Here is a 24,028-nt window from a genome sequence, read left to right on the forward strand (position 1 = left end):
ATAGCAAATCGGGGATAAAAAAATGCCAGTCAGCTGACTGGCATTTTTATTGGGACAGAGTGCCGCTTAGTGGCTGTCGACCCAGACGAACTTCAGGACGAACAGCAGGGCTACCACGAGTACGCAGGGGTTGATCTCGCGCCAGCGGCCGGTGCCCGCCTTCATCACGCAGTAGGAGATAAAGCCCACGGCGATCCCCTCGGTGATGGAGAAGCTGAACGGCATCATGACGGCGGTCATAAAGGCCGGTACTGCTTCGGTCAGATCTTCCCACTTCACCCGGGTCAGCTCGGAGCACATCAGCACGCCCACATAGATAAGGGCGCCAGCGGCGGCGTAGGCCGGCACCATGGCGGCGACCGGAGAGAAGAAGATCGCCAGCAGGAACAGGATGCCGACCACGATGGCGGTCAGACCGGTACGGCCGCCGACGGCGACGCCGGAGCTGCTCTCGATAAAGGCGGTAACCGAGGAGGTGCCCATAAAGGCGCCGCCGACGGAGCTCACGCTATCCACCATCAGCGCCTGTTTCATGCGTGGGAAGTGGCCCTTGTCATCGGCCAGCTTGGCGCGGTTGGTGACGCCGATCAGGGTGCCGGAAGAGTCGAACAGGTTGACCAGCATAAAGGAGAAGATGATCCCGGCGAGGCTGATATCGAGCGAGCCCATCAGATCCAGCTGGCCGAACACCGGTTCGATGCTGGGGGGCATGGAGACAAAGCCCTTGAAGGTGACATCGCCAAACAGCCAGCCCAGACCCGTGGTGACCACAATGGCGATCAGCACGGCGGAGTGGACGCCGCGGGCGGAGAAGATGCAGATCAGGAAGAAACCGAGCAGACCCAGCAGGCAGGGCAGGGAGGTGAGGTTGCCCACGGTCACCATAGTCGCGGGGCTGGCCACGACGATCCCGGCGTTGTGCAGGCCGAGCAGGGCGATCAGCAGACCGATACCGGCGGTGATGCCGACCCGCAGGGTGAGCGGAATGTTGCCGATCAGCCAATAGCGCACTCGAAGCAGGGTGAGGATCAACAGACCCATGGCGCCCCAGAAGATAGTGCCCATACCCACTTGCCAGGAGTAGCCCATACCAGCCACGACCACGAAGGCGAAGAAGGCGTTGAGGCCCATGGCGGGAGCCAGCGCGATGGGCAGGTTGGCCAAGAGGCCCATCAGGATGCTGCCGATACCGGCGATGAGGCAGGTGGTGACAAAGACTGCCTGGGTGTCCATGCCGGCCGCAGAGAGGATCTGCGGGTTGACGAACACGATATAGACCATGGTCAGGAAGGTGGTGATGCCGGCGATCAGTTCGGTGCGGGCGTTGGTGCCATGGCCCTTCAGGGCAAACAGACGCTCAAGCAATCCTTGCCCGGCAGCCTGTGTGGGGGCCTGTTGTGGTTGATTCATGTTGGATTCCAATAGGTGACGTGAAATAAGCAGCAGGCGAGCGGGCTCCCATCCGTGCGGGAGTGATGGCCCTGTTTCTGGTGGAGAAGTAACCAGACTCGTCCTGATACCGTGACAGCGCGCACATTTTTACACAGGCGGCGCCGTTTACAAACCCCGGATATGCGAAGCAGATCAATGAATAGAGTAAAAATTCAAACGTTTGCTTTTTGAGCGTGAAAAAAGGTTCTCAGCAGAGAACCTTTTATCGAAAATTGGGGCTTAAAGGGTCTTGAAGTAGCGCTCGACCAACTGGGCCAGCACCGAGTCGAGCCGGTCTTGAACCTCACCCAGTTCACGGCCGAAGCGGCGCAGAAAGAGGCTTGCCTGCTCTTCGGTCAGCTTGCGCCCCTCGATAAAGAACTCCTGCTCAGGCAGTTGCTTGTCGTAGCGGGGGAGCAGCACCCAGCTCACCAGCTCGGGCTCCACGGCGGCAAAAATCTTGGCGGCAGCTGCACAGAAGGTCTCTATGTGCTCCTTGCCATCCGGCCCGAGGCAACCCGGTTCAACCCGGATCTGGATGGTGAGTTTTTTCTCTATGGGGGTCGTCATCGTGCTACATCCATGCAAAGGCATCCGTCTAGGATTGTAAGTCAAAAGGCAAGAGAAAGGGGAGCCGAAGCTCCCCTCAACACGCAGTCAGCCTTATTTGGCGATGCGCTTGTACTTGGCGCGATGGGGCTGGATCGCCTCGGCGCCGTAGGTCTTCTTCTTCCACTCTTCGTATTCGGTAAAGTTACCTTCGAAGAACTCGATCTTGCCCTCATCCTGATAGTCGAGGATGTGAGTGGCGATACGGTCGAGGAACCAGCGGTCGTGGGAGATGACCATGGCACAACCCGGGAACTCCAGCAGAGCGTTCTCGAGGGCGCGCAGGGTTTCGATATCCAGATCGTTGGTCGGTTCATCCAGCAGCAGCACGTTGCCGCCGGTCTGCAGCAGCTTGGCCAGGTGCAGACGACCGCGCTCACCACCGGAGAGCTCGCCAACCCGTTTTTGCTGGTCGGAACCCTTGAAGTTGAAGCGGCCGATATAGGCGCGGCTCGGGAACTCGTAGTTGCCGATGCGCAGGATATCCTGACCGTCAGCGACCTCTTCGAATACCGTCTTCTTGTCATCCATGCTGTCGCGGAACTGATCGACAGAGGCCAGCACCACGGTTTCACCCAGAGTGATGGCGCCGGAATCCGGCTGCTCCTGACCCGACATCATGCGGAACAGGGTCGACTTACCGGCACCGTTCGGGCCGATGATGCCGACGATGGCACCCTTCGGAATGGCAAACGACAGATCGTCGATCAGCACCCGATCACCGTAGGATTTGCGCAGGTTGGCCACTTCCACCACCTTGTCGCCGAGGCGCGGTCCGGGCGGAATGAACAGCTCGTTGGTCTCGTTGCGCTTCTGGTAGTCGTTGGTGTTGAGCTCTTCGAAGCGAGCCATACGGGCCTTGGACTTGGCCTGACGCCCTTTCGGGTTTTGACGAACCCACTCCAGCTCTTTCTCGATGGACTTGCGACGGGCCGCTTCGGAACTTGCTTCCTGCGCCAGACGGGCGTCCTTCTGCTCCAGCCAGGAGGAGTAGTTGCCTTCCCATGGGATACCCTCGCCGCGGTCCAGTTCCAGGATCCAGCCTGCCACGTTGTCGAGGAAGTAACGGTCGTGGGTGATGGCCACAACAGTGCCTTCGTAGTCGTGCAGGAAGCGCTCCAGCCAGGCCACGGATTCTGCATCCAGGTGGTTGGTTGGTTCGTCCAGCAGCAGCATGTCCGGCTTTTCCAGCAGCAGACGGCAGAGCGCCACACGGCGGCGCTCACCACCGGAGAGGTGCTTGATCTTGGCATCCCAGGCCGGCAGGCGCAGGGCATCGGCCGCGCGCTCCAGCTGGTTTTCCATGTTGTGACCGCCTTGGGCCTGGATGATGGCCTCCAGCTCGCCCTGTTCGCGGGCCAGCTTGTCAAAGTCGGCATCCGGGTCGGCGTAGGCCGCATAGACCTCGTCCAGACGAGCCATTGCGCGCTTCACCTCGCCAACGGCCTCTTCGACCGCTTCGCGTACGGTCTGCTCCGGCTCCAGCTTCGGCTCCTGCGGCAGGTAGCCAATCTTGATGCCGGGCTGCGGACGGGCTTCCCCTTCGATCTCGGTGTCGATGCCCGCCATGATGCGCAGCAGGGTCGATTTACCGGCGCCGTTCAGACCCAGCACGCCGATCTTGGCGCCCGGGAAGAAGCTCAAGGAGATGTTCTTGAGAATATGACGCTTGGGCGGCACTACCTTGCCGACCCGGTTCATGGTGTAAATAAATTGAGCCATTGGCTAATTCTCTTCCTTTTCAGCAGGTTAATGTCTTGGCATTAACAGACTGATGTCGTGGTGGGGCCAGGTCGACACAGGTCAACCGGGTTCCAAAAAACCCGTCGATTGTAAACCAACGGACGAGGGGGGGCAAAGGTGGCACCCGGCTATGTCCCCCCTTTGCCGCAGCGGTCACGCCTTGCTGCATCAGTCGTGCAATTTGGGCATGATGTGGGCTGCCGTTTTGTCCCGGAGCCGTCATGAACCCCTCTCCTCAAGCCCCCTCACTGGCCGCCTTTCTCAACGCAATGGGATTGGACGCCGCGCTGAGCGAAGCCATCAGCCTACGCTTGCCACGGCAGACGCTGCGCGCCGGTCAGGCACTGTTGGCGCAAGGGGCAGAGCAGGAAGCTGCCTTCTATATCGAAGCGGGCATCACTCGCGCCTGCCACTACACCCGGGACGGACAGGAGCGCTGCAAGGAGTTCTACTTCGAGGGGGAACTCTGCCTGCTCTATGACAGCTGGCTCACGGGATCGATCGCCCGCTACCAACTGGAGGCGCTGACGGAGCTGCAGGTGGTGCGGGTGCCGCTCGCCCTGCTGGATGAGCCCATCTGGCAGCCGGTCTGCATGGCCCTGCTGCGTCAGCAGCTCGGTTACAAGGAGCGCAAGGAGGCGTTTTTGCTGCTCCATTCCCCCGAAGAGCGTTATCGGGAGCTCTGCCACACCTTCCCCCACTGGCCTGCGCGACTGACCCAAGTGCAGCTCGCCAACTATATCGGCATCAGCCCGGTCACCCTGTCACGGATCCGCAGGCGCATTAACACGGGTTAATGCTGCTCTCCGACCATCCCCTCATGCTGCGCCATCCAAATGACGGATGAGGAGTGGATGATGTCGCTGTTTCTGTGGTCGCAGCTGGTGGTGAGCCTGGCCTTGTTGCTCGATCTGTTGTCGTTTCAGTTGCGGGATCGCCGCAGGATCCTGGCCTGTCTGGCCCTCTCATGCGCCCTCAATGCCGGTCACTTTGCCCTGCTCGGGCAGTGGTCGGCCGCCAGCCTGTTGCTGCTGGCCAGCATGCGCTTTCTGGTCAGCATCTGGCTGGTTCGCCGCATCTTGATGTGGTTTTTCATGGGGTTGGCCTGTGCGGCGGCGCTGGCGACCTATCAGGGCCTGCTCTCATGGATCGGGCTGCTGGCGAGCTTGCTGCAAACCCGGGCCGCGTTTTGCCCGGATGATCGCCTGTTGCGGCGCTGGATGCTGCTCGGCACCCTCTGCTGGCTGGGTAACAACTTGCTGGTGGGCTCACCGGTGGCCGTGCTGATGGAGGGGCTGTTTCTGATCAGCAATTTGGTGGGTTACTACCGCCACTATGGCTTCGATTATTGGGGGCGTGGCCGCCACCGTGGCCGCAGAAAGAGGTGTGTGCCTCCTTCCAAGCGGGCGAGCTCCTGACCTCCCGCTCAGGGCTGCTTGTGGCCAGCGAAGTAGAGCACCCGTTTCACATACTCCTGCGTCTCGTCATAGGGTGGGATCCCGCCATAGCGTTCCACCGCTTTTTCCCCGGCATTGTAGGCCGCCGAGATCAGTACCCAGTCGCCATCGAAGCGGCGATCCAGCCATTTGAGATAACTGACGCCACCCTTGATGTTCTGGGCCGGATCGAATGGCCGGGTTACCCCGAACCGTTGCTGGGTTTCGGGGATCAGCTGCATCAGCCCCTGAGCATTCTTGGGTGAAACGGCGCGGCTGTTGAGATTGGATTCGGCGATGGCAATCGCCAGTACCAGCCGGGCATCCACCTTATGGTGTTTGGCGGCGTGACGCAGCATGGTGACCAGCTTCTGTTTGCCCGGTGACTGGCGTGCCAGATATGCCTCGACATTGAACGGTGTGCTGGGCAAGGCGGAATAACTCCCTTGTCCGCCGCGCATGCCGACACCGCACTGATCGCCCATGGGGGCATTGCCGACCCGCGGGTTGTAGTAGCGGCTGGCCTGCTGGTTGCCAAGACGCATTGCCATGGCGAGATAACTGTTAGCCAGCTTGGCGCTGCGAACCGAGGCGGGGCCGGTGGCGAGCAGGCGACCGATCCGGAAATATCCTTCCGGGTTGCCGGTACTGGCGGCCACGCAATAGAGGGCGATGGCTTTTTGCAGATGACCGTGTTGCTGGGCAACTTGACCCTGCTTGATCGCTGTTAGCGCCTTGGGAGCCTGTCTGAAATCCCTGCCTTGTGCCATCGCCCGCGGCGTACCTGCCAGTAACAACGACAAAAAAAGCAGCAAAAACAGTCCGTTTTCGCTGATGTGCCTCATGGGTTATCTCCTGTTTGAGTACAGAAGATATAGAGGAACATGGCTGCTATCGCCACGAACCCAGTGGATCCTGTTGTTATAGCCGGTTGATTTCAGAGAGCAAAACGGTATGGAACTAACGGCATCTCGACAGTTTCACACCATTTTTCATCCGGTTAGAAGTCGTGGTGATACTCCTGCTCATCCAGCACGGCGGGAGGAAGCGTGCGATAGAAGCTGCCAATTTCACTGACAACCCAGAGCGAAAGCAGGGCCAGCAGGCTGAGCAGGGGAAGCAGAGAGTGGCTCTGGGTCAGGGCATAGGCCGCAATGGCGGCACCGGTCAAAAGCAGGGTTCGGATCATGAGGTGGCTCCTTGTCGTCATGGGGGTGTTGCGTGGCCACGGACAGAGCGCCTGGGGTCGGGAGTTGTTCCCGGGTGGCACGAAGCGCGCTGAGTATATCGCGTCATGCCGCTGCCGATCCGTGGTGTCATCACACTTTCCATAGTCATGGGTTTCGTATCGAGTTGAGCCCCGCCAGATGCGGGGCCAGTAATGGTTTGACGGTCAGAAGAAACCGCCGTTGTTATCGTCACTGTCGGCCCAGCCGCCACTCAGGTTATCGTCGTCGAGAAAATTGCTGCCAGCATCGGGAGGTGAATCCCAGCCGTCCCAGCGTACCGGTTCCGCATCGACCGGATTGGCAATGGCCGCCGGTTCAATGATATCGATGATCTCCTCGGGCCGATTGTTGTGAAACAGTCCGCCGATCATATCGGCCAGCATCACGCCACCGGCAACCCCAGCTGCTGTTTGCAGGGCGCCGCCCAAAAAGGAGCTGGCACGGGACGCGGGCTGGGCAGGCGCGGATGCCGGTGGCGGCGTAAAGCGCGGAGGCGGGCTGCTTTCGCTACCAAACAGGCCGGAGAGAAAACTGCCACCACTTGGGGCGCTCTGGCTGGCTTCCAGCTCCTTGACCCGCTCGTTGAGGCGAGTAAGGGCAGCCTGCTGAAGCAGCAGCGCCTGGGCCATGTAGTAGGGGGCATCGGGCTGCTGGGCCAGATGCTGGCGGATCAGCTGATCCGCTTGTTGGTCTCGCTTGCTATCCCTGGCTTGCGCTTGCTTGAGGCGGTCGAACAGTCCATCGATCAGACCCTGTTCCTGTGATTGCATCTCAAATCCTCGCTATGGTGCGCAGACAGTGCGTTTAGCCATCCTAAAACCCGCGGGGCATCAGTGGTATCTGATTAACTCATCAATGACCGAGGGGCTACCCGCGCTCGTCAGCGGGCGGGCCGGTAGTAGTCGAGATACCAGCGGACAAACTCGACAACCCCCTGCTTGAGGGGCGTGGCGGGGCGCAGGCCGGTGAGGGTGTGCAGCGGCTCGCTGTCGGCCCAGGTGGCGTGCATGTCACCTGCCTGCATCGGCAGCATCCGCTTGATGGCGGGTTTGCCTATGGCCTTTTCCAGCGCCTCGATAAAGTCGAGCAGCCGTACTGGCTGGCCGTTGCCGATATTGAGGATGCGGTAGGGAGCTGCGCTCTCGGCCGCGCTCTGCTCGCTGGCGTGCCAATCGGAATTGGGGCGGGGCGGCAGATCGGCGACGGCAAGGATCCCAGCGACGATGTCGTCTATGTAGGTGAAGTCGCGGCTGAGATCGCCGTTGTTATAGACGTCGATAGGCTCTCCCGCGAGGATGGCGCGGGTGAACTTGATGATGGCCATGTCGGGGCGGCCCCAGGGGCCGTAGACGGTAAAGAAGCGCAGCCCTGTGGTGGGCAGGCCATAGAGCGCCGAATAGGCGTGGGCCATCAGCTCGCCACTCTTCTTGGTGGCGGCGTAGAGGGAGACCGGGTGATCTACCTGCTGCGCGGTGGAGTAGGGCATCTGATCCCCCATGCCATAGACCGAGCTGGAGGAGGCGTAGATGAGGTGCTGGATCCCGTGGTGACGACACCCCTCCAGCACCGTCAGCATGCCGGTGAGGTTGCTGTCGGCATAGGCGAACGGATTGTCGATGGAGTAGCGCACCCCCGCTTGCGCCCCCAGATGGATCACCCGCTCGAAGCCATGACGGGCAAAGAGATCAGCCATCGCTTCGCGATCCGCCAGATCGACGCGCTCGAAATGAAAATCGGGGAAACTGGCCAGTTGGGCCAGCCGCGCCTCTTTCAGACTCACCTCGTAGTAGTCATTGAGGTTGTCGATCCCCACCACCTGATGGCCTGCGGCGCACAGTTGGCTGGCCACATGAAAACCGATAAAACCGGCGACGCCGGTGACCAGATAGATCATGGTTGAGTCTCCGGGTTGCAGCTGGTGTTGGCAGGCGGCTTTTTGGCGGGAAGATGTGGTCGCCCGATGGCGTGATAGTCAAACCCGAGTTCGCTGAGCTGGCGCGGGTCATAGAGGTTGCGGCCATCGATGATGACAGGCTGGTTGAGCAGTGCTTTCAACTGTTGGAAATCGGGGGCGCGAAACGCCTGCCATTCGGTACAGATCAGCAGGGCATCAGCCCCTTCCAGCGCAGATTCCTGAGTGGGGCAGAGCAGCAGATCCGGCCGCTGGCCGTAGATCTGGCGGGCGCGCTCCATCGCCTTGGGATCAAAGGCCTGCACCCGGCCACCGGCAGCCCAGATGGCGGCCAGCAGCGGGCGGCTCGGCGCATCGCGCATGTCGTCGGTGCCGGGTTTGAACGCCAGCCCCCACAGGGCGAAGGTGCGGCCGCGCAGATCCGGGCCGAAGCGGGTCAGCAGGGTTTGCGCCATCTTCTGTTGCTGGCGCTGGTTGACCTGCTCGACCGCCGCTAAAAGCGGGGCGTCGCAGCCGACACTCGCCGCGGTATGGCGCAACGATTTGATATCCTTGGGGAAGCAGGAGCCTCCGTAGCCGCAGCCCGGGTAGATAAAGTGGTAACCGATGCGGGGATCGGCTCCCATCCCCTGACGCACCGCCTCGATATCGGCCCCCAGCTGCTCGGCGAGGGCCGCCATCTCGTTCATAAAGGAGATCTTGGTGGCCAGCATGGCGTTGGCGGCGTATTTGGTGAGCTCGGCGCTGCGCAGATCCATCACCACGATCCGGTCGTGATTGCGGTTGAAGGGGGCGTAGAGGGCGCGCAACTGCTCAAGTGCCCGCTCGCTGTCACAGCCGATGATGATGCGATCTGGCCGCATGCAGTCGTTGACCGCCGCTCCCTCCTTGAGAAACTCGGGATTGGCGGCCACCTCGCAGGCGAGGTCCAGCCCACGCTCGGCCAACTGCTGCTCAATGTGTTCTCTTACTTGCTGCGCCGTGCCGACCGGCACAGTGCTTTTGGTCACCACCAGCTTGGGGCGGCTCATCAGTCGGCCTATGGTGTCGGCCACCGCCAGCACATGTTGCAGATCGGCCGAGCCATCCTCGTCAGCCGGGGTACCCACGGCGATCAGCAGCAGGTCGGCGTGTGCCACGCCAATGGCGGGATCGACCGTGAAGCTCAGGCGGCCGCTGGCCAGATGGCTCTCGACCAGCGGGGCCAGCCCCGGCTCATAGAAGGGGATCTGCCCCAGCCTGAGGGTGGCGATCCGTTCATCATCCACATCCACGCAACAGACCTGATGGCCCACCTCGGCCAGAACGGCGGCCTGCACCAGCCCGACATAGCCTGTGCCAAAAATGGTGACCTTCATGAAAAGTGCCTCGTGTTGTGAATGGGGTGATGGTGCGCTTAAACCGCGGCATGCTGCATCTTGGTGCAGCGGGTGTCAATGCCAGATGACAGGCACCAGAATGGGGCGTTCAGCCTGACTGTTGTGATCCTTTTCACAAAAAATAGACTGGACCCCATAACGAAGCCCTGTGGACAGGGCTCGCAGCCCGCCCGCAACGGCAGGCGACAGACACTCTCTCTTTACTTCGCTTGGATACAGGTTATGGACAACACCTCGATTCGCACTGCTCATCCTATTTATGAGGATGTGCTGGCCCTGCTGACGGCGGCCGGCTTTGTTTCCCTCGGCATCTTTCTGTTTCATCAGGTTGGTCTGCTCACTGGCGGCACCGCCGGGCTGGCGCTGTTGTTGCAAAAGGTGACCGGTATCAGCTTCGGCCTGCTGTTTTTCGGCATCAACCTGCCCTTCTATGCGCTGGCATGGTTGCGAATGGGGCCACGTTTTACCTTCAACACCTTTGTCTCGGTGGCGGCGGTCTCCTACATGACCGATCACCTCAACGGGGTACTGCAGATCGGCAAGATAGAGCCGCTCTATGCGGCGCTGATCGGCGGCACCCTGATTGGTATGGGGCTGCTCATCATGTTCCGTCACAAGTCGAGTCTGGGAGGCTTCAACATTCTGGCGCTCTTTATTCAGGATCGCTTTGGCATTCGGGCGGGCAAGCTGCAGATGGGGCTCGATTGCGCCATTGTTGTCGCCTCGTTTTTCGTGGTGCAGCCCTGGATCCTGGCGCTCTCCATCGTGGCGGCGGTTATCTGTAATCTGGTGTTGACACTCAACCACAAGCCGGGCCGTTACCAGATTGCCTGACGAGCAGCTGCCGTGGCTCGATAAGACAAGCGTGACGCGATAAGACAATAGTGACCCGATAGCACGAGGCGGCCTGATGGCCGCCTCGTCTGTTTCTACCCTGGCGTTTGTTCGCTGCGCCTAGCTTGCCTGTTCCAGCCTGCTGTCGCTGCTTATAGCGTTGTCACTGATGGCGTGACCACCGATGGCGAGCGGAGTGTGACAGGCCACCTGATGATGGGCCTCATCACACGCCTCAAGCCTTGGCGCCTTGCTTTTGCACAGCTCGGTCGCATGGGGGCAGCGCTGGTGGAAGTGGCAGCCGCTTGGCGGCGAGATGGGGGAGGGCACATCGCCGGTCAGCAGAATGCGCTGGCTGCGCCTGCGCGGGTCCGGTACCGGAATGGCGGAGATCAGCGCCTGGGTGTAAGGGTGGCGCGGTGCCAGATAAAGCGACTGGGCATCCGCCAGTTCGACGATCCGTCCCAGATACATCACCGCGATCCGATCCGAGATGTGTTTGACCACCGACAGATCGTGGGCGATGAAGATGATGGAGAGGTTCATCTCCCGCTGCAGGCTGAGCAGCAGGTTGACGATCTGCGACTGCACCGAGACATCGAGGGCCGAGACTGCCTCGTCGCACACCAGCAGCTTGGGCTTGAGGGCGATGGCGCGGGCGATGCCGATCCGCTGGCGCTGACCGCCGGAAAACTCGTGGGGGTAGCGATCCACCGCACTTCCCGGCAGGCCCACTTTTGCCAGCAGCTCCTGCACCCAGCCGCGGCGCTGCTCAGTGTTGCCTTTACCGTGGATGATAAAGGGCTCCTCCAGGATCTGGCCCACGGTGTGGCGGCTGTTGAGAGATTCTGCAGGATCCTGAAACACCATCTGCATCTCCTGGCGCAGGGAGCGCATCTCCTTCGGGCTGAGGGCGGTGATATCGCGCCCCTCGAAGGTGATGGTGCCTGCGGTCGGCTCGAACAGCTTGAGCAGGCTGCGCCCGAGGGTGGACTTGCCGCAGCCCGACTCACCCACCAGCCCCAGCGTCTCCCCCTGCTTGAGATCGAAGCTGATGCCATCCACCGCATGAACCGTATATTGCTTGCGCAGGAAGCCGCCTCCCAGCCGGAAGTGCTGTTTCAGATCCCTGACCGATAACAGAGTGCTCATGGGGTCAACTCCTTCCAGTAGTGACAGGCGACATGGTGGCGCGGATTGAGTTGCTCCACCGCCGGAATGGCGCTGATGCAGAGATCGGTCGCATGGGGGCAGCGGTTGGAGAAGCGGCAGCCAGCGGGCATCTCGTGCAGGGCTGGCACCTGTCCCTTGATGGTCTTGAGCAGGCTCTTGGGCTCATCCTCGAGGCGCGGGATCGAGCTCATCAAGCCGTGGGTATAGGGGTGACGGGGGTGGTCAAACAGCTCGAACACATCGGCCTGCTCTACCGCCCGCCCGGCGTACATCACCACCACTTCGTCGCACAGCTCTGCAACCACCCCCAGATCGTGGGTGATAAAGATGATGGCCATCCCGGTCTGGGCTTGCAGCTCTTTCATCAGTTCGAGGATCTGGGCCTGAATGGTGACATCCAGCGCCGTGGTCGGCTCGTCGCAGATAAGCAGGTCTGGCTCGCAGGAGAGCGCCATGGCGATCATCACCCGCTGGCGCATACCGCCGGAGAGGTTGTGGGGATAGACCGCAAAGCGCTGAGCCGGTTCCGGGATCCCCACCTTCTGCAGCATGGCGATGGCCGCGGCTTTACGCTGGGCCTTGTCATACTCGGGGCGATGGAGGCGAAACACCTCCATCAGCTGCTCACCGACCGTCTGCACCGGGTTGAGGGCCGTCATCGGCTCCTGAAAGATCATCGAGATGCGGTTGCCGCGCACCTTGTACATCTGATCCGGTGCAAGCGACAACAGCTCCTCCCCCTGAAAGCGGATGGAACCGGCGACTACCTGACCGTGGGGCTTGGGCAAGAGCCCCATGATGGCGAGTGAAGTGACACTCTTGCCACAGCCGGACTCGCCGACGATCCCCAGCGTCTGACCCGGGGCCACCTTGAAGCTGACCCCGTCGAGCACCTTGATCTTGCCGTCATCGACGGCGAACTCCACCTCAAGATCGCGTACTTCGAGGATTGGGGCCTGGTGCTGGCCGTTATCAGCGGCGAACTCCCCCCCGTTATCCGGTACGTCAAGAATGGGGGCCTGAGTGTTGGGCATAACGGCTGCTCCCTTCGCAATGGCCTGAATATCAATGACGTGCATAGGTCTTGTCGAGCAGGTTGATGGGCGCCAGCGCCTCCCCTGCCTCCTTGGCGTTGCGGGTCTCTTCCTTCACCTTGGGATCGAGCCAGAGCAGACCGCCACTACTGTGAGGATAACCGTCCATCGGCCAGTAGAGCAGATCCGGCGTGTTCTTGGTGGCAGGAACTTCCGGCAGCATCACATAACGCCAGCTGCTGGCCCGCACATAGTTGAGCTGCACCCCGGGCACGAAGATGGCGAGGTCATAGATGCGCTGCTGGATCTGCTGGGAGAGCTTGGCCCGCTTGGCCATGTCGAATTCGACGTTGTAGGCATCGATCAGCGCGTCCAGCTCCTTGTCAGCCACGTTGAACAGGTTGTTGGTCTGCGGTTTGTTGGCGTTGGCGGAGTGGAAAAACTCCCAATATTGCGGATAGAGACCGCCGCCGCCCCAACCGAGCCAGGCCGCCTCGTGTTTCTTCTCCAGCATCACCTTGAAGCCGGTGGCGCCATCCACCAGGTTAAGCTCCAGATCCAGACCCGCCTTCTTGGCCTCCTCTTTCAGCACGGTCAGTCGCTTGGAGTGCTCCTGACTGGTGTAGGTGAGTGCCAGCGTCAGCCGCTCCCCCTTCTCATTTTGCAGGATGCCGTCCGGCCCCGGCTTGTTGTAGCCGCCCTTGGCAAAGTACTCCCGCGCCTTGCCAATGTCATAAGCCCGCTCAGGCAGCGTGATGTCAGTGAACTCGCCAAAGCCCGAGTCGAAGGTGGTGGCTCTGTCGTAGTCGCCGCGCAGCACGGTCTCGATCATCTTGTCGATATTGAAGGCGTGCTGGATGCCGAGGCGCACGTTTACGTCCGCCAGCTTGGGGTTGGCCACATTGAGGTGAACCCCCTGACCGCCCTGTTTGGTATCGGTCATGGCCATTACCTTCTGCACGTAGCCTTTTTTGTACTCTGGGGTGACCGCTTTTTCATGCCACCAGTTGGGCAGGATCATCTCGAAGGTATCGATCTCCCCTTTCAGGAAGTGGCGGAAGGCGATGTTGTGATCGCGGATCACCTGCACCTTGATGGTGTCGATGTTGAATCTGTGCTGGTTATAGCGATCGTCTTTTGCCCACCAATCCTTCTGTTTGCTGAAGGTGACCGACTTGCCCTTCTTGACGTCGCTGATCACGTAGGGACCTGTGGTGGGCACCACGGCCCAGTTGTACTGCTTCACCCAGTTGGGGGTCAGCTTGTAGTAGTGCTTGGGTTGGGGCCACAGCTCGGTGGTGTTGAGCAGGTCCATCTTGGCCTTGCGGTTGCCCGCTTTGACCATAATGGTGTGATCATCGATCTTCTCTACCGCCACTACTTCAGTGGTGTAGTAGTTGTTGAACCAGGGCCCCTTGATGTGTTTGGAGCGCATCATCTCGTAGCCGAAGGTGTAGTCATCGGCATTGACCGGCTTGCCATCCGACCATTTGGCTCGCGGATCCAGCTTGAAGTAGACGGTCTGGCTGTCTGGCGCTATGGCCCAGTGGGTCGCCAGCGAGGGGATGGGGTTGCCGGTATTGGGGTGGAAGCTGATGAGTCGCAACTGGTTATCGAGAATAAAGGAGCGGAACGATCCGTTGGAGTCAGGCCCCACGGTGCGAAACGTCAGCGGAAAGCTCTCCACAAACATATTGAGGCTGCCGCCCGACAGCGCCTTGGGGGAGGCGAACACAGGATCCGTGTCGTTGGTCTCCCATTTGAGATCCGCGGGCAGGCTGGCCGCCCAGACCCAGGATCCGTTTACCAGCACAAAGAGAGCACCTATCCATTTGATTTTATTTTTCATGTTTGACTTCCAGGTCTGGCCCCTGCACTGGGGGTCTTGATTGATAACGGGATTATCCCTTGCTCCCGGGACCGCCGATGGCGGCTGCCCGTCCTTCATTAATCACTGTTCGTTACCCGACGCCTGCTGATGCGCTGGCATCGGCTGGCTTACTGGTAACGGGTAAATTTGCGCGGATCGAACGCCTCGCGGATCGCCTCGCCGATAAAGGAGACCATGATCAGCACCAGACTCACCGCTGCCACCACCGAGCTGACGATCCAGATGGCATCCAGATTGTTGATGCCCTGGGAGAGCAGCTCCCCCCAGCTCGGGGTCGGCGGTGCCAGCCCGAAGCCCAGATAGTCGAGTGCCGTCAGGGTGGAGATATTGCCCACCACGGCGAACGGCGCCAGGGTGACGATCATCATCAGGGTGTTGGGCAGGATGTGGTTGAAGATGATCCGCCCGGTGGTCGCCCCTTGCGCCCGCGCTGCCATCACATAGTCCCGCGCCCGCTCCTTGTAGGTGAGGGTGCGCATATACCAGGTGATCCCCATCCAGCCGAACAGCACGTTGATGGCGACAAACAGGCCGAAGTTGGGCTTAGCCAGCGACACCAGGATCATGATGACGTAGAGAAACGGCACCTGGGACCAGATCTCGATAAAGCGTTGCAGGATGAGGTCAAAGCGGCCGCCGAGAAAGCCCATCAGACAGCCGATGGTGACCCCGATGGCGTAACTGGCCGCCAGCGCGATAAAGGCAAAGCCGATGGCGATGCGAAAGCCGTAAACAAGTCGCGCCAGTACGTCGCGGCCGCTGGTGTCGGTGCCGAGGAAGTGGCGCTCGGCCGCGCTGGGGGCGTAAGGCGGGTAGGCATCCTCCTTGAAATCCTGCTCGTAGGGGTTCCAGGGTACCGGCGGCAGCAACACCCAGTCGCCCTGGCCCTCTGCGGCAAACTTGGCCTTGAGCTGGCGGTAGTTGGTTTCGTACTCGTAATCGAGCCCGAACTGCTGACCGGGGATCACATCGCCATAGGTGGGGAAATGCAGCTGGCCCTGATAGCTCACCATCAGTGCCCGGCTGTTGACCAGCAGCTCCGCCAGCAGGGAGAGCAGCACCAGGGTGGTGAAGATGATGAAGGAGTAGTAACCGCGCTTGATCGACTTGAAGCGCTTGAGTTTTTTCAAGGTAACCGGATTGAGCTTCATGGTCAGTCTCCAAACCGCACGCGGGGATCAACAAGGGCAACACAGATATCGGAGACGATATTGCCTATCAGCATCAGCATGGAGGTGATGGCCAGAATGCCCATGACGGTGGGGTAATCCCGCTCGACGATAGCCTCGTAACCGAGCAGGCCGATGCCGTCGATGTTGAAGATGGTCTCGATGAGGAAAGAGCCGCCAAAGAAAACGGTGAGCACAGACCCCAGGTGGCTGGCGATGGGGATCAGGCTGTTGCGCATGGCGTGGTCGGTGACCGCCTTGCGAAATGGCAACCCCTTGGCCACGGCGGTGCGCACGTAATCCGCCGACAGGTTCTCCATCAGGCTGTTTTTCATGGTCATGGTGAGGATGGCGAAATCGCCGATGGCGTAGGCGATAAGCGGCAGCAGGGCGTGGGCAAAGACAGTGCGGATCTGATCCCAGCTGCTCTCCATATACTCAAAATCATCCCCCGGAAAACCGCCCATCGGCAGCCACTCCAGATGGAAGGCGAAGACGGTGATGAGGAAGATCCCCACCACGTAGGCGGGCAGGGCATAGGCCATGTAGATAAGCATGGAGCTCAACGAGTCGAAGCGGCTGTTGTGCCTGAGCGCCTTCGCCACACCTAGCGGAATGGAGACCGCATAGCTCAGCAGAAAGGTCGCCAGCCCGAAGAAGGCGGTGACCGGGAGCCGATCCTTGATGAGATCCCACACCGGCTCGTAGTAGCGGGTTGATTCGCCCAGATCCAGCACCGCCAGCTTCTGCAGCCACTCCCAATAGGCGACCAGCATCGGCTTGTCGAGCCCATAGAAGGCCTTGAGCTCCTCGATCTGTTCATCGGAGAGGGCCTGTGCCCCCTTGCTGCCACTGGAGCGGCCAGATTCATTCTGGGAAACCTGGGCTTGCAGCAGCATGCGTTCGACCGGACCGCCCGGCACGAAACGGGTGATGGTGAAGACGAGCAGGGTGATACCGAGAAACGTCGGGATGATCAAAAGCATCCGGCGTAGGAAATACGACAGCATGGTGGAACCTCGTCCTTGTTGTTCTTTTTTGCGGCCAGTCAAATCCGGTGACGGGCCTGTCCTTCCTGGCATTACGCGCTGGATTGGTTGCCAAACAGCAGACAATCCGCTTGGCCACTGTAAAAGCTCTGCAACAAAAATCAAGTACAAGGAAATGGAAAACTGGGACAAATGACCCGCTGAGACCAAAAGCACCGAAAAATGACGTTTTTTATCTGAAAAGTGAAAATCAAAACAAAACGCTACTGCTCAACATTATTTTAAAAAATATAAACAGCTGTTTATTTGAGTTTTAAGTGATTTTAACATGTTGATTTATAATGTTTTTGTTTGTGGTGTGAAATTGAAGGAAAACGATGTCATCTCGACAATTTTATCTGTTATCCCCATGAGAACTGTCAGGTGCAACCCTCATGAAGTTAGTGTTTTATTCTTATTAATGCCAATAAATCAAAATAAGATATAAACGGACAGCACGTTAACTAATAAGTTCATCAATTTTTAATTCAGCGCTATTTATGCCATTTAACAATGTTTTTACATTGTGTGGGTTGTTTTTGGCAGAATTATTCACTAATTATGCCGGTCAAAATTAATACACTCCGCTTATTCTACGCCTGACTTCGCCATACCCCTGCTCCATTGACGTCGCTAGTCAAAGATTGATAAGCCTTACACATCGCTCCAAAGAGGGCGGTATCAGGAAGCAAACAATAAACAACCAGGAAGGATATAAGCGATGCTTAGGAAGAGCAGAATCTCTGCTGCGATTGCGTTCGCCTTGGCGAGCCTTGCAGCGGCCCCATCCGTATCTGCCGAAGAAGGGCAGAACGTCGAAAAACTGCAGAAAATCAAAGTCACTGGCTCCCGTATCTCCCGTGTTGATGTTGAGGGGGCGACTCCGGTTGTCTCTGTCAGCAAGGCTCAAATTGAACAGTCTGGTCAGCAGACTGTGGCCGATTATCTGAAACAGGCCTCCTACAACTCCTTTGGTGGTTTCTCCCCATCCTCCGGTAGTTCTGCCCAGTCACAAGCCACAGTAGGGCTGCGTGGCTTGGGCTCAGAACGTACCCTGGTGCTTCTCAATGGCAAACGTGTTGCTGGATCCCCCTCCATGGGGGGCACTTCCATCAACCTTAACACCATCCCCATGGCTGCTGTTGAGCGGGTGGAAGTTAACCTGGACGGCGGCTCCGCACTCTATGGTTCTGATGCCATCGGCGGTGTTATCAACGTGATCCTCAAGGAGGGTTTCGAAGGGTTGACATTCCAAGGGCGTCTTGGCTCACCAACCGAAGAGGGCGGTGATGAGAAGAGTGGCTCTGTGGTTGCGGGCGTCAATGGGGAGAAAGGGTCCCTGATGATGGTTTACGAGCACGATGAGAAGGACGTGATCTACTATCGTGACCGTGACTATCTGGCTTTACAAGGTGCAATGTCCCCCAGCGTTGCTGGCCGTAACATCATGGATTTAGATACAGGTGATCTGAAGCAGCTTGCAGGTATCAACTGTGCCAATGTCGGGACCGGCTTTGTTGAGCAGGATGGTTTGTGCAACTTTGATTTCGCCAAGGTCGCAGCTAAAACAGCCTCTCGTTCTCGCGATACTGTCTATGTGAATGGTCGCTATCACATCAATGACAGCGTGGATTTTGTTCCTCAGTTTATCGGCTCTCGGGTGACCAGTTTTGGCCGCTTTGCCCCTGCTGCGGGCTCATTTGTGAGTGATGATCCTGCGTTGTTGGCTGCGAACGGAATCACTGGCGGTCAGGCTGCAATTTTCTATCGATTCAACAATATTGGTCCCCGTGATAACGATGTGACTGACTTTACCGGCAGCATGAACCTGGGCTTTGACGGTGTACTACCTACCGAGGCCGTTGGGGATGTTGAATGGAACGCCGGTTACATGTACTCCAAGACTGACAATACCAGCGATGGTAGCGGTTATATCCTCAAAAGTGCTGCCCGTAATGCAATAAAAGATGGCAAGTTCACCAATGGTGAGTTTGATAAGTCAGTAAATGACCTGTTGTCCTACGATACCTCGCGTACTTCCAAGATGGACTTTTTCCAGTGGTATGGCGGTTTGGGTTGGGAAATGGGCGAACTGCCTGCCGGTCCAATCGGTTGGTACTGGGGCTCCGAGTATAACGACTGGACTTACTCCGATACCTATGACAGTCAGTCTGAAGCAGGCAACGTAATAGGTTCGTCCGGCAACTCCGGTGGTGGTGTACGCGATGTGTTTGCCACCTATATCGAGAGCCTGATCCCCATCACCGAGCAAGTCGAGTTGAACCTGGCGGGTCGTTATGACAAGTACAGCGACTTTGGCAGCGCCTTCTCACCCAAAGCGAGCCTGCGTTACCAGCCGCTAGACAACCTGATGTTCCGGACCTCCTGGTCCCAGTCGTTCCGGGCGCCGGGGCTGGATGATCTCTATGCCGCAGACTCATTCTCTGCTGACTATGCCAAGGACTATGTACGCTGCAATGCTACCGGCACAGCTAACTGTCCTGAGAAACAGTATGACGTTACCCGTCAGTCCAATAAAAATCTGAAGGAGGAGACGGCTGATACCTTCACTATCGGGGCTGCTTACAACCCGCTGGACAACTTGAATCTGTCACTCGATTACTACTACATCAAGATTGATGATGTGATCCAGCTAGCCACGGCACAGACCCAGATTTATCAGGAGCTGAACAGTGGCAGCAACCCGAACGTAATTCGTCTCCCCAACGGTACCATCAAGGAGATCAAGGCTGGCATGGTCAATTTGGGGCAACTCAAGACCAGTGGTGTAGATTTTAAAGCCGATTACAAGTACGACTTCAACACCTTCACCCTGCGTTATGACTTCGGTGGTACTTACATCCTGCAGTACGAAGAGGGGCTGTTTGCCGGTGGTCCGATGATCGACAAGAAGGGCTGGAATGGTAAACCCGACTTGCGCCTTAACTCCGGGATCGGTGCCAACTTCCCGCAGCTGTGGAATCTGGATACCTACCTGAGCGCCAACTATATCGATTCCCAGAGCCAGGACTATGTTGATGGTCAGGAAGAGGGTCATATCGCTTCCAACACCGTCTGGAACCTGAACGTGGCGGTCGATACCAGCTGGAATGGCAAGATCCAGACCGGTGTGAAGAACATGTTCAACCGTGGCCCCTCCCTGTCCAACGATGGCTTCACTTACGATGAAGACCTCTACAGCATCGACGGTCGCATCTACTACATCGATTACACACAGAAGTTCTAATCAACCCCGTTGATATACAACCTCAGCCGGCCCGGTCGGGCCGGCTGTGCCCAACGTCCAAGGAAGTTACGGAGATAGGGTAATCCTATGAAGACAAGGACCATTACAATGAAGAAAGCGCTCCTTGGCAGCCTGGTTTCGGCCGCCTTGTTGACCAGCTTCAATCTGAGTGCCGCCACTGCCGGTCAGGCCGTGGACGCTCAAGCCGCCACCGACAACGCATCCAAAGTTTCCCAGCAGAAGATCGACAGCTATGCCGAATCTGCCGAATCCGCATTGGCCCAGTACAAGGCCGCCCTGCGTCAGGTCGACAGTCTGCGCACCTACAACGAGCAGGTGAGCAAGATGGTCGAGTCCCAGAGCGCCGAGCTGGCGTCGATGCAAAAGCAGATCGCCCAGATTGATCAGACCAGCACCGAAGTCGTCCCCCTGATGCTCAAGATGATCGACTCCCTCGAGCAGTTTGTGGCGCTGGATCTGCCGTTCCAGAAGGTCGAGCGGGAGGACCGCGTGGCTGCCCTGACCGACCTGATGAACCGTGCCGATGTCACCATCTCCGAGAAGTACCGCAAGATCCTGGAGGCCTACCAGATCGAGGAGGGCTTCAGCCGCACCATCGAATCCTACAAGGCGAGCCTGGACAAGGATGGCGGCGAGAAGACCTACGAGTTCCTGCGGGTTGGCCGCATCGCGCTGCTTTATCAATCCCCGGATGGCAATGAGACCGGGATGTGGAACAAGAAGACTCGCCAGTGGGAAGAGTTGCCCCAGGAGTATCGCAGTGCGGTTGAACAGGGCCTTCGCATCGCCAAGAAGCAGGCGCCTCCCGCGCTGATCAAGCTGCCGGTTCAAACTGCGGAGAAAGCATCATGAAAGGAATCAAACTTGCGATTGCCTCCCTGATTGCGGGAGCAACCCTGGTCACCCTGCCGGTGACCGCCGCCGAAAAACCGGTGGATCTCAATGCGCTGCTGAATCAGGTCAAGGCCTCCAGCCTGAGCGAATCCCAACTCAACAAGGAGCGGGAAGCCCGCTTCCTGGCTGACAAGAACGAGCAGGGGGCGCTGCTGGCCAAGGCCAAGGCCGAGCTGGCTGCCGAAACCGCCAAGGGCGAGCAGCTCAAGGCGACCTTCGATGCCAATGACAAGCAGCTGACCGAGCTGACTGAAACCCTGCGCCAGCGTTCCGGCAACATGGGCGAGATGTTCGGCGTACTGCGTCAGTTCGCCGGTGAGTTCAAGGGGATCTTTAACGCCTCCGCCCGTCGGGTCGAGCATCCGGAACAGACCGCGCTGCTGACCCGTCTGGCCGAGAGTAAAGAGCTCCCCTCCAGCGACGATCTGGAAGCGTTCTGGACCACCACCCTCAGCCGCATGGTGGACGGTGGCAAGGTGAGCCAGATCCCGGCGACCGTGGTCTACGGCGAAGGCAACCAGGCCGAGAAGACGGTCACCCAGATCGGTGAGTTCAACACGGTCTCCGAAGGCAAGTACCTCACCTTCGTGCCGGAGACCGGCAAGTTCGAGCAGCTTTCCCGTCAACCTGACAAGGGGGTGCTGGAACCGATCGCCGAGTTTGAACAGGGTGGTGACGGGGTCAAGCCCATCTTCATCGACCCGTCTCGCGGCGTGATCCTCTCCCTGCTGGTGCAGTCACCGACTCTCAAGGAGCGGATCGATCAGGGTGGTGAAGTGGGTTACGTCATCATGGTGCTCGGTGTGCTCGGTACCCTGCTGGCCATCTTCTGCGGTATCCGGCTGTCGCTGATCGGCTCGTCCATGCGCAAGCAGCTGAAATCCGATCAGATCATCAAGGGCAACCCCATTGGTGACATGCTGGGAGCCTACCAGAGCCATCGCGGTGACAACATCGAGGATCTGGAGTCCAAGCTCGACGAGATCATCCTGCGCAACGTGCCCAAGTTCGAGAAGGGTATCAGCATCATCAAGCTGATCGCCTCGGTCGCGCCTCTGCTGGGCCTGCTCGGTACCGTAGTGGGGATGATTGCCACCTTCCAGGCCATCACATTGTTCGGTACCGGCGATCCCAAGCTGATGGCGGGCGGTATCTCCGAGGCGCTGGTGACCACCATGCAGGGTCTGGTCGTCGCGGTGCCCATGCTGTTCCTCTACACCATTGTGCAGACCCAGAGCCGTCGTCTGATCCAGGTGCTGGAAGAGCAGAGCGCCGGTTTCGTTGCCCGTTATCAGGAACGTCTGCACGCCTCCAAAGCCGCAGCGTAAGGAGTCACCCATGTGGTTCTGGTTGATTGAAGAAGTCGAGTCGGTCCGCCGGTTTTTGGGATTGGGGGGCGATGTACTGGTCGCCCTGTTCTTCCTGACCCTGATGATGTGGGCCCTGTTGCTGGAGCGCTGGTTCTACTTCATGGCGGTCTACCCCAAGCAGGTGAGGCAGACCAAGGCCACCTGGCTGGCTCGCACCGATCATCTCTCCTGGTCTGCCAAGCAGATCCGGCGCGAGCTGGTCTCACGGGTTGCCATGGCGGTGGACAAGGGGATGCCGGTCATCAAGGTGCTGATCGCTCTCTGCCCGTTGATGGGGCTGCTCGGCACCGTGGTGGGGATGGTGCAGGTGTTTGACACTTTGGCCATCACCGGCACCGGTTCGCCGCGGGCGATGGCATCGGGGATCTCCAAGGCAACGGTACCGACCATGGCGGGCATGATCGCCGCCCTTTCCGGCCTGTTTTTTGTCAACCAGCTCGATCACAAGGCCAAACTGGCGGTGCAAAAGCTGGAAGACAACCTGAAACACGGTTGATGCAGGATGCATACCCCCGGCGAGGCATGGCCTGCCGGGGGCACAGAACAAGCAAGGAGTTTCTGCTATGAGAAAACGTTACAGCGACAGCGGTGCTGACGAGGCGGCTATCGATTTGACCCCCATGCTGGACATAGTGTTCATCATGCTGATCTTCTTCATCGTCACCACCTCCTTCGTCAAGGAGTCCGGTGTCGAGATCAACCGTCCCAGTGCCAGCACGGCCGAGACGGTGAAGAAGGGTAATATCATGGTCGCGGTGCGCGAAAACGGTCAGGTCTGGGTCGACAAGCGGGTGGTCGAGGTGGGGGCGGTGCGCGCCAACATCGAGCGGCTGCGGGCCGAGAACCCGGAGAGTGCCGTGGTGATCCAGGCCGATAACGAATCCCGTTCCGGTCTGGTGGTGCAGGTCATGGATCAGATCCGCATGGCCGGTGTCCAGAACATCTCCATCGCGGCAGACAAGAGCAGCTGATGCCGGAGAGAGACCTATGAGATACCTGATATCGTTGGCGGTCTCCTGTGTGGTGGTGTTCTTTCTGTTTCTGGGAATGAACAAGCTGATCACACCGGATCACCGGGAGCTGGTGGAGAAGGATGACGTCACCATGACCGATTTCATCCGCCTCAAGCCCCAGGAGACCCTGCAAGAGAAACAGCGGGAGCTGCCCAAACCGCCGCCGCCCAAGCGTCCGCCACCGCCTCCCGAGATGGAGGTGGCCAGCACGGATCGGCCGAAGATGGAGAGCGCGCCGATGGACATGCCCAAACTCGACATCCCGGTCAACATCGGTGGTGGCAATGCGCTGGGTGCTTACAGCACCGGCGGCGGTGGTGGCGGCGTCGGTGGCAATAATGGCGCCATTCCGCTGGCGACCTTTGAGCCCATGATGCCCCGCAAGGCGGCACTGGCGGGGCTGGCCTCCGGCAAGGTGCTGGTGGAGTTCACCGTCACCGAGCGCGGCACCGTCAGCAACGTGCGGATCGTCAAGGAAGAGCCGCGCAGCTATGACCTTGGCAAAGAGGCGCGCAAAACCATCGCCAAGTGGACGTTCAAACCGGCCATGGTGGATGGCAAGCCGCAGGCGAGCCGGATGCAACAAGAGATCGAGTTTGCGGTCAACTAAGGAAG

Annotated in this window: 22 protein-coding genes; 9 read left to right on the top strand and 13 right to left on the bottom strand. The window is 59.1% G+C overall.

Annotated elements, in window-relative coordinates:
* Window positions 1-66 precede the first annotated feature (66 nt).
* From AB5Z02_RS08790 to ettA, 3 genes are all read right to left on the bottom strand, one after another.
* Window positions 67-1,410: an NCS2 family permease gene (locus AB5Z02_RS08790; RefSeq protein WP_368215873.1), complete on the bottom strand. Its 1,344-nt coding sequence runs from the start codon at window positions 1,408-1,410 to the stop codon at window positions 67-69.
* A 261-nt stretch (window positions 1,411-1,671) separates the two neighbouring features.
* The gene (locus tag AB5Z02_RS08795; protein WP_021230418.1) at window positions 1,672-2,001 is read right to left on the bottom strand and encodes a hypothetical protein; all 330 of its coding nucleotides are present in this window, start codon (window positions 1,999-2,001) and stop codon (window positions 1,672-1,674) included.
* A gap of 93 nt (window positions 2,002-2,094) precedes the next feature.
* A complete protein-coding gene (gene ettA / locus AB5Z02_RS08800; protein ID WP_005338959.1) occupies window positions 2,095-3,762 on the bottom strand; it encodes an energy-dependent translational throttle protein EttA in 1,668 nt (555 codons plus the stop codon).
* A gap of 242 nt (window positions 3,763-4,004) precedes the next feature.
* Between ettA and AB5Z02_RS08805 the strand changes: the two genes are divergently transcribed.
* Together AB5Z02_RS08805 and AB5Z02_RS08810 are read left to right on the top strand one after the other, a co-directional pair.
* Complete coding sequence (locus AB5Z02_RS08805; protein ID WP_368215874.1) at window positions 4,005-4,580, top strand: Crp/Fnr family transcriptional regulator; 576 nt, start codon at window positions 4,005-4,007, stop codon at window positions 4,578-4,580.
* 57 nt (window positions 4,581-4,637) lie between these two features.
* On the top strand, window positions 4,638-5,201 hold the full coding sequence (locus AB5Z02_RS08810) for a YgjV family protein (RefSeq protein WP_368215875.1): 564 nt from the start codon (window positions 4,638-4,640) through the stop codon (window positions 5,199-5,201).
* An 8-nt stretch (window positions 5,202-5,209) separates the two neighbouring features.
* Here AB5Z02_RS08810 and AB5Z02_RS08815 read toward each other — a convergent pair whose 3' ends face one another.
* The 5 genes from AB5Z02_RS08815 to AB5Z02_RS08835 form a co-directional block, all read right to left on the bottom strand.
* Window positions 5,210-6,064, bottom strand: a complete 855-nt coding sequence (locus tag AB5Z02_RS08815; protein WP_258720804.1) for a lytic transglycosylase domain-containing protein — start codon at window positions 6,062-6,064, stop codon at window positions 5,210-5,212.
* Between the two features lie 155 nt (window positions 6,065-6,219).
* Entirely contained in the window at window positions 6,220-6,408 is a 189-nt protein-coding gene (locus AB5Z02_RS08820; RefSeq protein ID WP_042054915.1) for a hypothetical protein, read from the bottom strand.
* A gap of 204 nt (window positions 6,409-6,612) precedes the next feature.
* On the bottom strand, window positions 6,613-7,218 hold the full coding sequence (locus AB5Z02_RS08825) for a DUF2076 domain-containing protein (RefSeq protein WP_368215876.1): 606 nt from the start codon (window positions 7,216-7,218) through the stop codon (window positions 6,613-6,615).
* A 110-nt stretch (window positions 7,219-7,328) separates the two neighbouring features.
* Complete coding sequence (locus AB5Z02_RS08830; protein WP_368215877.1) at window positions 7,329-8,342, bottom strand: NAD-dependent epimerase; 1,014 nt, start codon at window positions 8,340-8,342, stop codon at window positions 7,329-7,331.
* Entirely contained in the window at window positions 8,339-9,718 is a 1,380-nt protein-coding gene (locus tag AB5Z02_RS08835; RefSeq protein ID WP_110303409.1) for a UDP-glucose/GDP-mannose dehydrogenase family protein, read from the bottom strand. Before AB5Z02_RS08835 ends, AB5Z02_RS08830 begins: the two co-directional genes overlap by 4 nt.
* 243 nt (window positions 9,719-9,961) lie before the next feature.
* On the opposite strand from AB5Z02_RS08835, the gene AB5Z02_RS08840 reads away from it, so the two are divergent.
* Entirely contained in the window at window positions 9,962-10,573 is a 612-nt protein-coding gene (locus AB5Z02_RS08840; protein ID WP_005349421.1) for a YitT family protein, read from the top strand.
* Between the two features lie 120 nt (window positions 10,574-10,693).
* Here AB5Z02_RS08840 and AB5Z02_RS08845 read toward each other — a convergent pair whose 3' ends face one another.
* The 5 genes from AB5Z02_RS08845 to AB5Z02_RS08865 form a co-directional block, all read right to left on the bottom strand.
* Complete coding sequence (locus AB5Z02_RS08845) at window positions 10,694-11,725, bottom strand: ABC transporter ATP-binding protein (RefSeq protein WP_110303408.1); 1,032 nt, start codon at window positions 11,723-11,725, stop codon at window positions 10,694-10,696.
* On the bottom strand, window positions 11,722-12,780 hold the full coding sequence (locus AB5Z02_RS08850) for an ABC transporter ATP-binding protein (protein ID WP_236340973.1): 1,059 nt from the start codon (window positions 12,778-12,780) through the stop codon (window positions 11,722-11,724). The genes AB5Z02_RS08845 and AB5Z02_RS08850 overlap by 4 nt, the downstream gene beginning before the upstream one ends.
* Before the next feature lie 31 nt (window positions 12,781-12,811).
* Window positions 12,812-14,629, bottom strand: a complete 1,818-nt coding sequence (locus AB5Z02_RS08855) for an extracellular solute-binding protein (protein ID WP_064338688.1) — start codon at window positions 14,627-14,629, stop codon at window positions 12,812-12,814.
* Between the two features lie 149 nt (window positions 14,630-14,778).
* Window positions 14,779-15,822: an ABC transporter permease gene (locus AB5Z02_RS08860; protein ID WP_013724081.1), complete on the bottom strand. Its 1,044-nt coding sequence runs from the start codon at window positions 15,820-15,822 to the stop codon at window positions 14,779-14,781.
* A gap of 2 nt (window positions 15,823-15,824) precedes the next feature.
* The gene (locus AB5Z02_RS08865; RefSeq protein ID WP_005349436.1) at window positions 15,825-16,850 is read right to left on the bottom strand and encodes an ABC transporter permease subunit; all 1,026 of its coding nucleotides are present in this window, start codon (window positions 16,848-16,850) and stop codon (window positions 15,825-15,827) included.
* 739 nt (window positions 16,851-17,589) lie between these two features.
* Between AB5Z02_RS08865 and AB5Z02_RS08870 the strand changes: the two genes are divergently transcribed.
* From AB5Z02_RS08870 to AB5Z02_RS08895, 6 genes are all read left to right on the top strand, one after another.
* Window positions 17,590-20,115: a TonB-dependent receptor gene (locus AB5Z02_RS08870; RefSeq protein WP_058057271.1), complete on the top strand. Its 2,526-nt coding sequence runs from the start codon at window positions 17,590-17,592 to the stop codon at window positions 20,113-20,115.
* Window positions 20,116-20,223: 108 nt separating this feature from the next.
* Window positions 20,224-20,988, top strand: coding sequence for a DUF3450 domain-containing protein (locus AB5Z02_RS08875; RefSeq protein ID WP_231719500.1), 765 nt, complete (start codon window positions 20,224-20,226; stop codon window positions 20,986-20,988).
* The gene (locus tag AB5Z02_RS08880) at window positions 20,985-22,358 is read left to right on the top strand and encodes a MotA/TolQ/ExbB proton channel family protein (protein WP_107682561.1); all 1,374 of its coding nucleotides are present in this window, start codon (window positions 20,985-20,987) and stop codon (window positions 22,356-22,358) included. Before AB5Z02_RS08875 ends, AB5Z02_RS08880 begins: the two co-directional genes overlap by 4 nt.
* Window positions 22,359-22,368: 10 nt before the next feature.
* Window positions 22,369-22,896 carry a MotA/TolQ/ExbB proton channel family protein gene (locus AB5Z02_RS08885; RefSeq protein WP_040068665.1) on the top strand — a complete coding sequence of 176 codons (528 nt, stop codon included), beginning with the start codon at window positions 22,369-22,371 and terminating at the stop codon, window positions 22,894-22,896.
* A 67-nt stretch (window positions 22,897-22,963) separates the two neighbouring features.
* On the top strand, window positions 22,964-23,371 hold the full coding sequence (locus AB5Z02_RS08890; RefSeq protein WP_005338933.1) for a biopolymer transporter ExbD: 408 nt from the start codon (window positions 22,964-22,966) through the stop codon (window positions 23,369-23,371).
* A 16-nt stretch (window positions 23,372-23,387) separates the two neighbouring features.
* Entirely contained in the window at window positions 23,388-24,023 is a 636-nt protein-coding gene (locus AB5Z02_RS08895) for an energy transducer TonB (protein ID WP_005343441.1), read from the top strand.
* Window positions 24,024-24,028: the final 5 nt, after the last annotated feature.

This window comes from Aeromonas sp. R2-3 (assembly GCF_040908375.1).
Lineage (GTDB): Bacteria > Pseudomonadota > Gammaproteobacteria > Enterobacterales > Aeromonadaceae > Aeromonas > Aeromonas veronii.

What these genes read in the sequence shown, in the direction of transcription:
- AB5Z02_RS08840 (WP_005349421.1), top strand. Translation starts at nt 9,962, where the DNA reads ATGGACAACACCTCGATTCGCACTGCTCATCCTATTTATGAGGATGTG.
- AB5Z02_RS08845 (WP_110303408.1), bottom strand. Translation starts at nt 11,725, where the DNA reads ATGAGCACTCTGTTATCGGTCAGGGATCTGAAACAGCACTTCCGGCTG.
- AB5Z02_RS08865 (WP_005349436.1), bottom strand. Translation starts at nt 16,850, where the DNA reads ATGCTGTCGTATTTCCTACGCCGGATGCTTTTGATCATCCCGACGTTT.
- AB5Z02_RS08825 (WP_368215876.1), bottom strand. Translation starts at nt 7,218, where the DNA reads ATGCAATCACAGGAACAGGGTCTGATCGATGGACTGTTCGACCGCCTC.
- AB5Z02_RS08895 (WP_005343441.1), top strand. Translation starts at nt 23,388, where the DNA reads ATGAGATACCTGATATCGTTGGCGGTCTCCTGTGTGGTGGTGTTCTTT.
- ettA (WP_005338959.1), bottom strand. Translation starts at nt 3,762, where the DNA reads ATGGCTCAATTTATTTACACCATGAACCGGGTCGGCAAGGTAGTGCCG.
- AB5Z02_RS08830 (WP_368215877.1), bottom strand. Translation starts at nt 8,342, where the DNA reads ATGATCTATCTGGTCACCGGCGTCGCCGGTTTTATCGGTTTTCATGTG.
- AB5Z02_RS08805 (WP_368215874.1), top strand. Translation starts at nt 4,005, where the DNA reads ATGAACCCCTCTCCTCAAGCCCCCTCACTGGCCGCCTTTCTCAACGCA.
- AB5Z02_RS08810 (WP_368215875.1), top strand. Translation starts at nt 4,638, where the DNA reads ATGATGTCGCTGTTTCTGTGGTCGCAGCTGGTGGTGAGCCTGGCCTTG.
- AB5Z02_RS08875 (WP_231719500.1), top strand. Translation starts at nt 20,224, where the DNA reads ATGAAGAAAGCGCTCCTTGGCAGCCTGGTTTCGGCCGCCTTGTTGACC.
- AB5Z02_RS08855 (WP_064338688.1), bottom strand. Translation starts at nt 14,629, where the DNA reads ATGAAAAATAAAATCAAATGGATAGGTGCTCTCTTTGTGCTGGTAAAC.
- AB5Z02_RS08820 (WP_042054915.1), bottom strand. Translation starts at nt 6,408, where the DNA reads ATGATCCGAACCCTGCTTTTGACCGGTGCCGCCATTGCGGCCTATGCC.
- AB5Z02_RS08890 (WP_005338933.1), top strand. Translation starts at nt 22,964, where the DNA reads ATGAGAAAACGTTACAGCGACAGCGGTGCTGACGAGGCGGCTATCGAT.
- AB5Z02_RS08815 (WP_258720804.1), bottom strand. Translation starts at nt 6,064, where the DNA reads ATGAGGCACATCAGCGAAAACGGACTGTTTTTGCTGCTTTTTTTGTCG.
- AB5Z02_RS08790 (WP_368215873.1), bottom strand. Translation starts at nt 1,410, where the DNA reads ATGAATCAACCACAACAGGCCCCCACACAGGCTGCCGGGCAAGGATTG.
- AB5Z02_RS08795 (WP_021230418.1), bottom strand. Translation starts at nt 2,001, where the DNA reads ATGACGACCCCCATAGAGAAAAAACTCACCATCCAGATCCGGGTTGAA.
- AB5Z02_RS08870 (WP_058057271.1), top strand. Translation starts at nt 17,590, where the DNA reads ATGCTTAGGAAGAGCAGAATCTCTGCTGCGATTGCGTTCGCCTTGGCG.
- AB5Z02_RS08860 (WP_013724081.1), bottom strand. Translation starts at nt 15,822, where the DNA reads ATGAAGCTCAATCCGGTTACCTTGAAAAAACTCAAGCGCTTCAAGTCG.
- AB5Z02_RS08850 (WP_236340973.1), bottom strand. Translation starts at nt 12,780, where the DNA reads ATGCCCAACACTCAGGCCCCCATTCTTGACGTACCGGATAACGGGGGG.
- AB5Z02_RS08835 (WP_110303409.1), bottom strand. Translation starts at nt 9,718, where the DNA reads ATGAAGGTCACCATTTTTGGCACAGGCTATGTCGGGCTGGTGCAGGCC.
- AB5Z02_RS08880 (WP_107682561.1), top strand. Translation starts at nt 20,985, where the DNA reads ATGAAAGGAATCAAACTTGCGATTGCCTCCCTGATTGCGGGAGCAACC.
- AB5Z02_RS08885 (WP_040068665.1), top strand. Translation starts at nt 22,369, where the DNA reads ATGTGGTTCTGGTTGATTGAAGAAGTCGAGTCGGTCCGCCGGTTTTTG.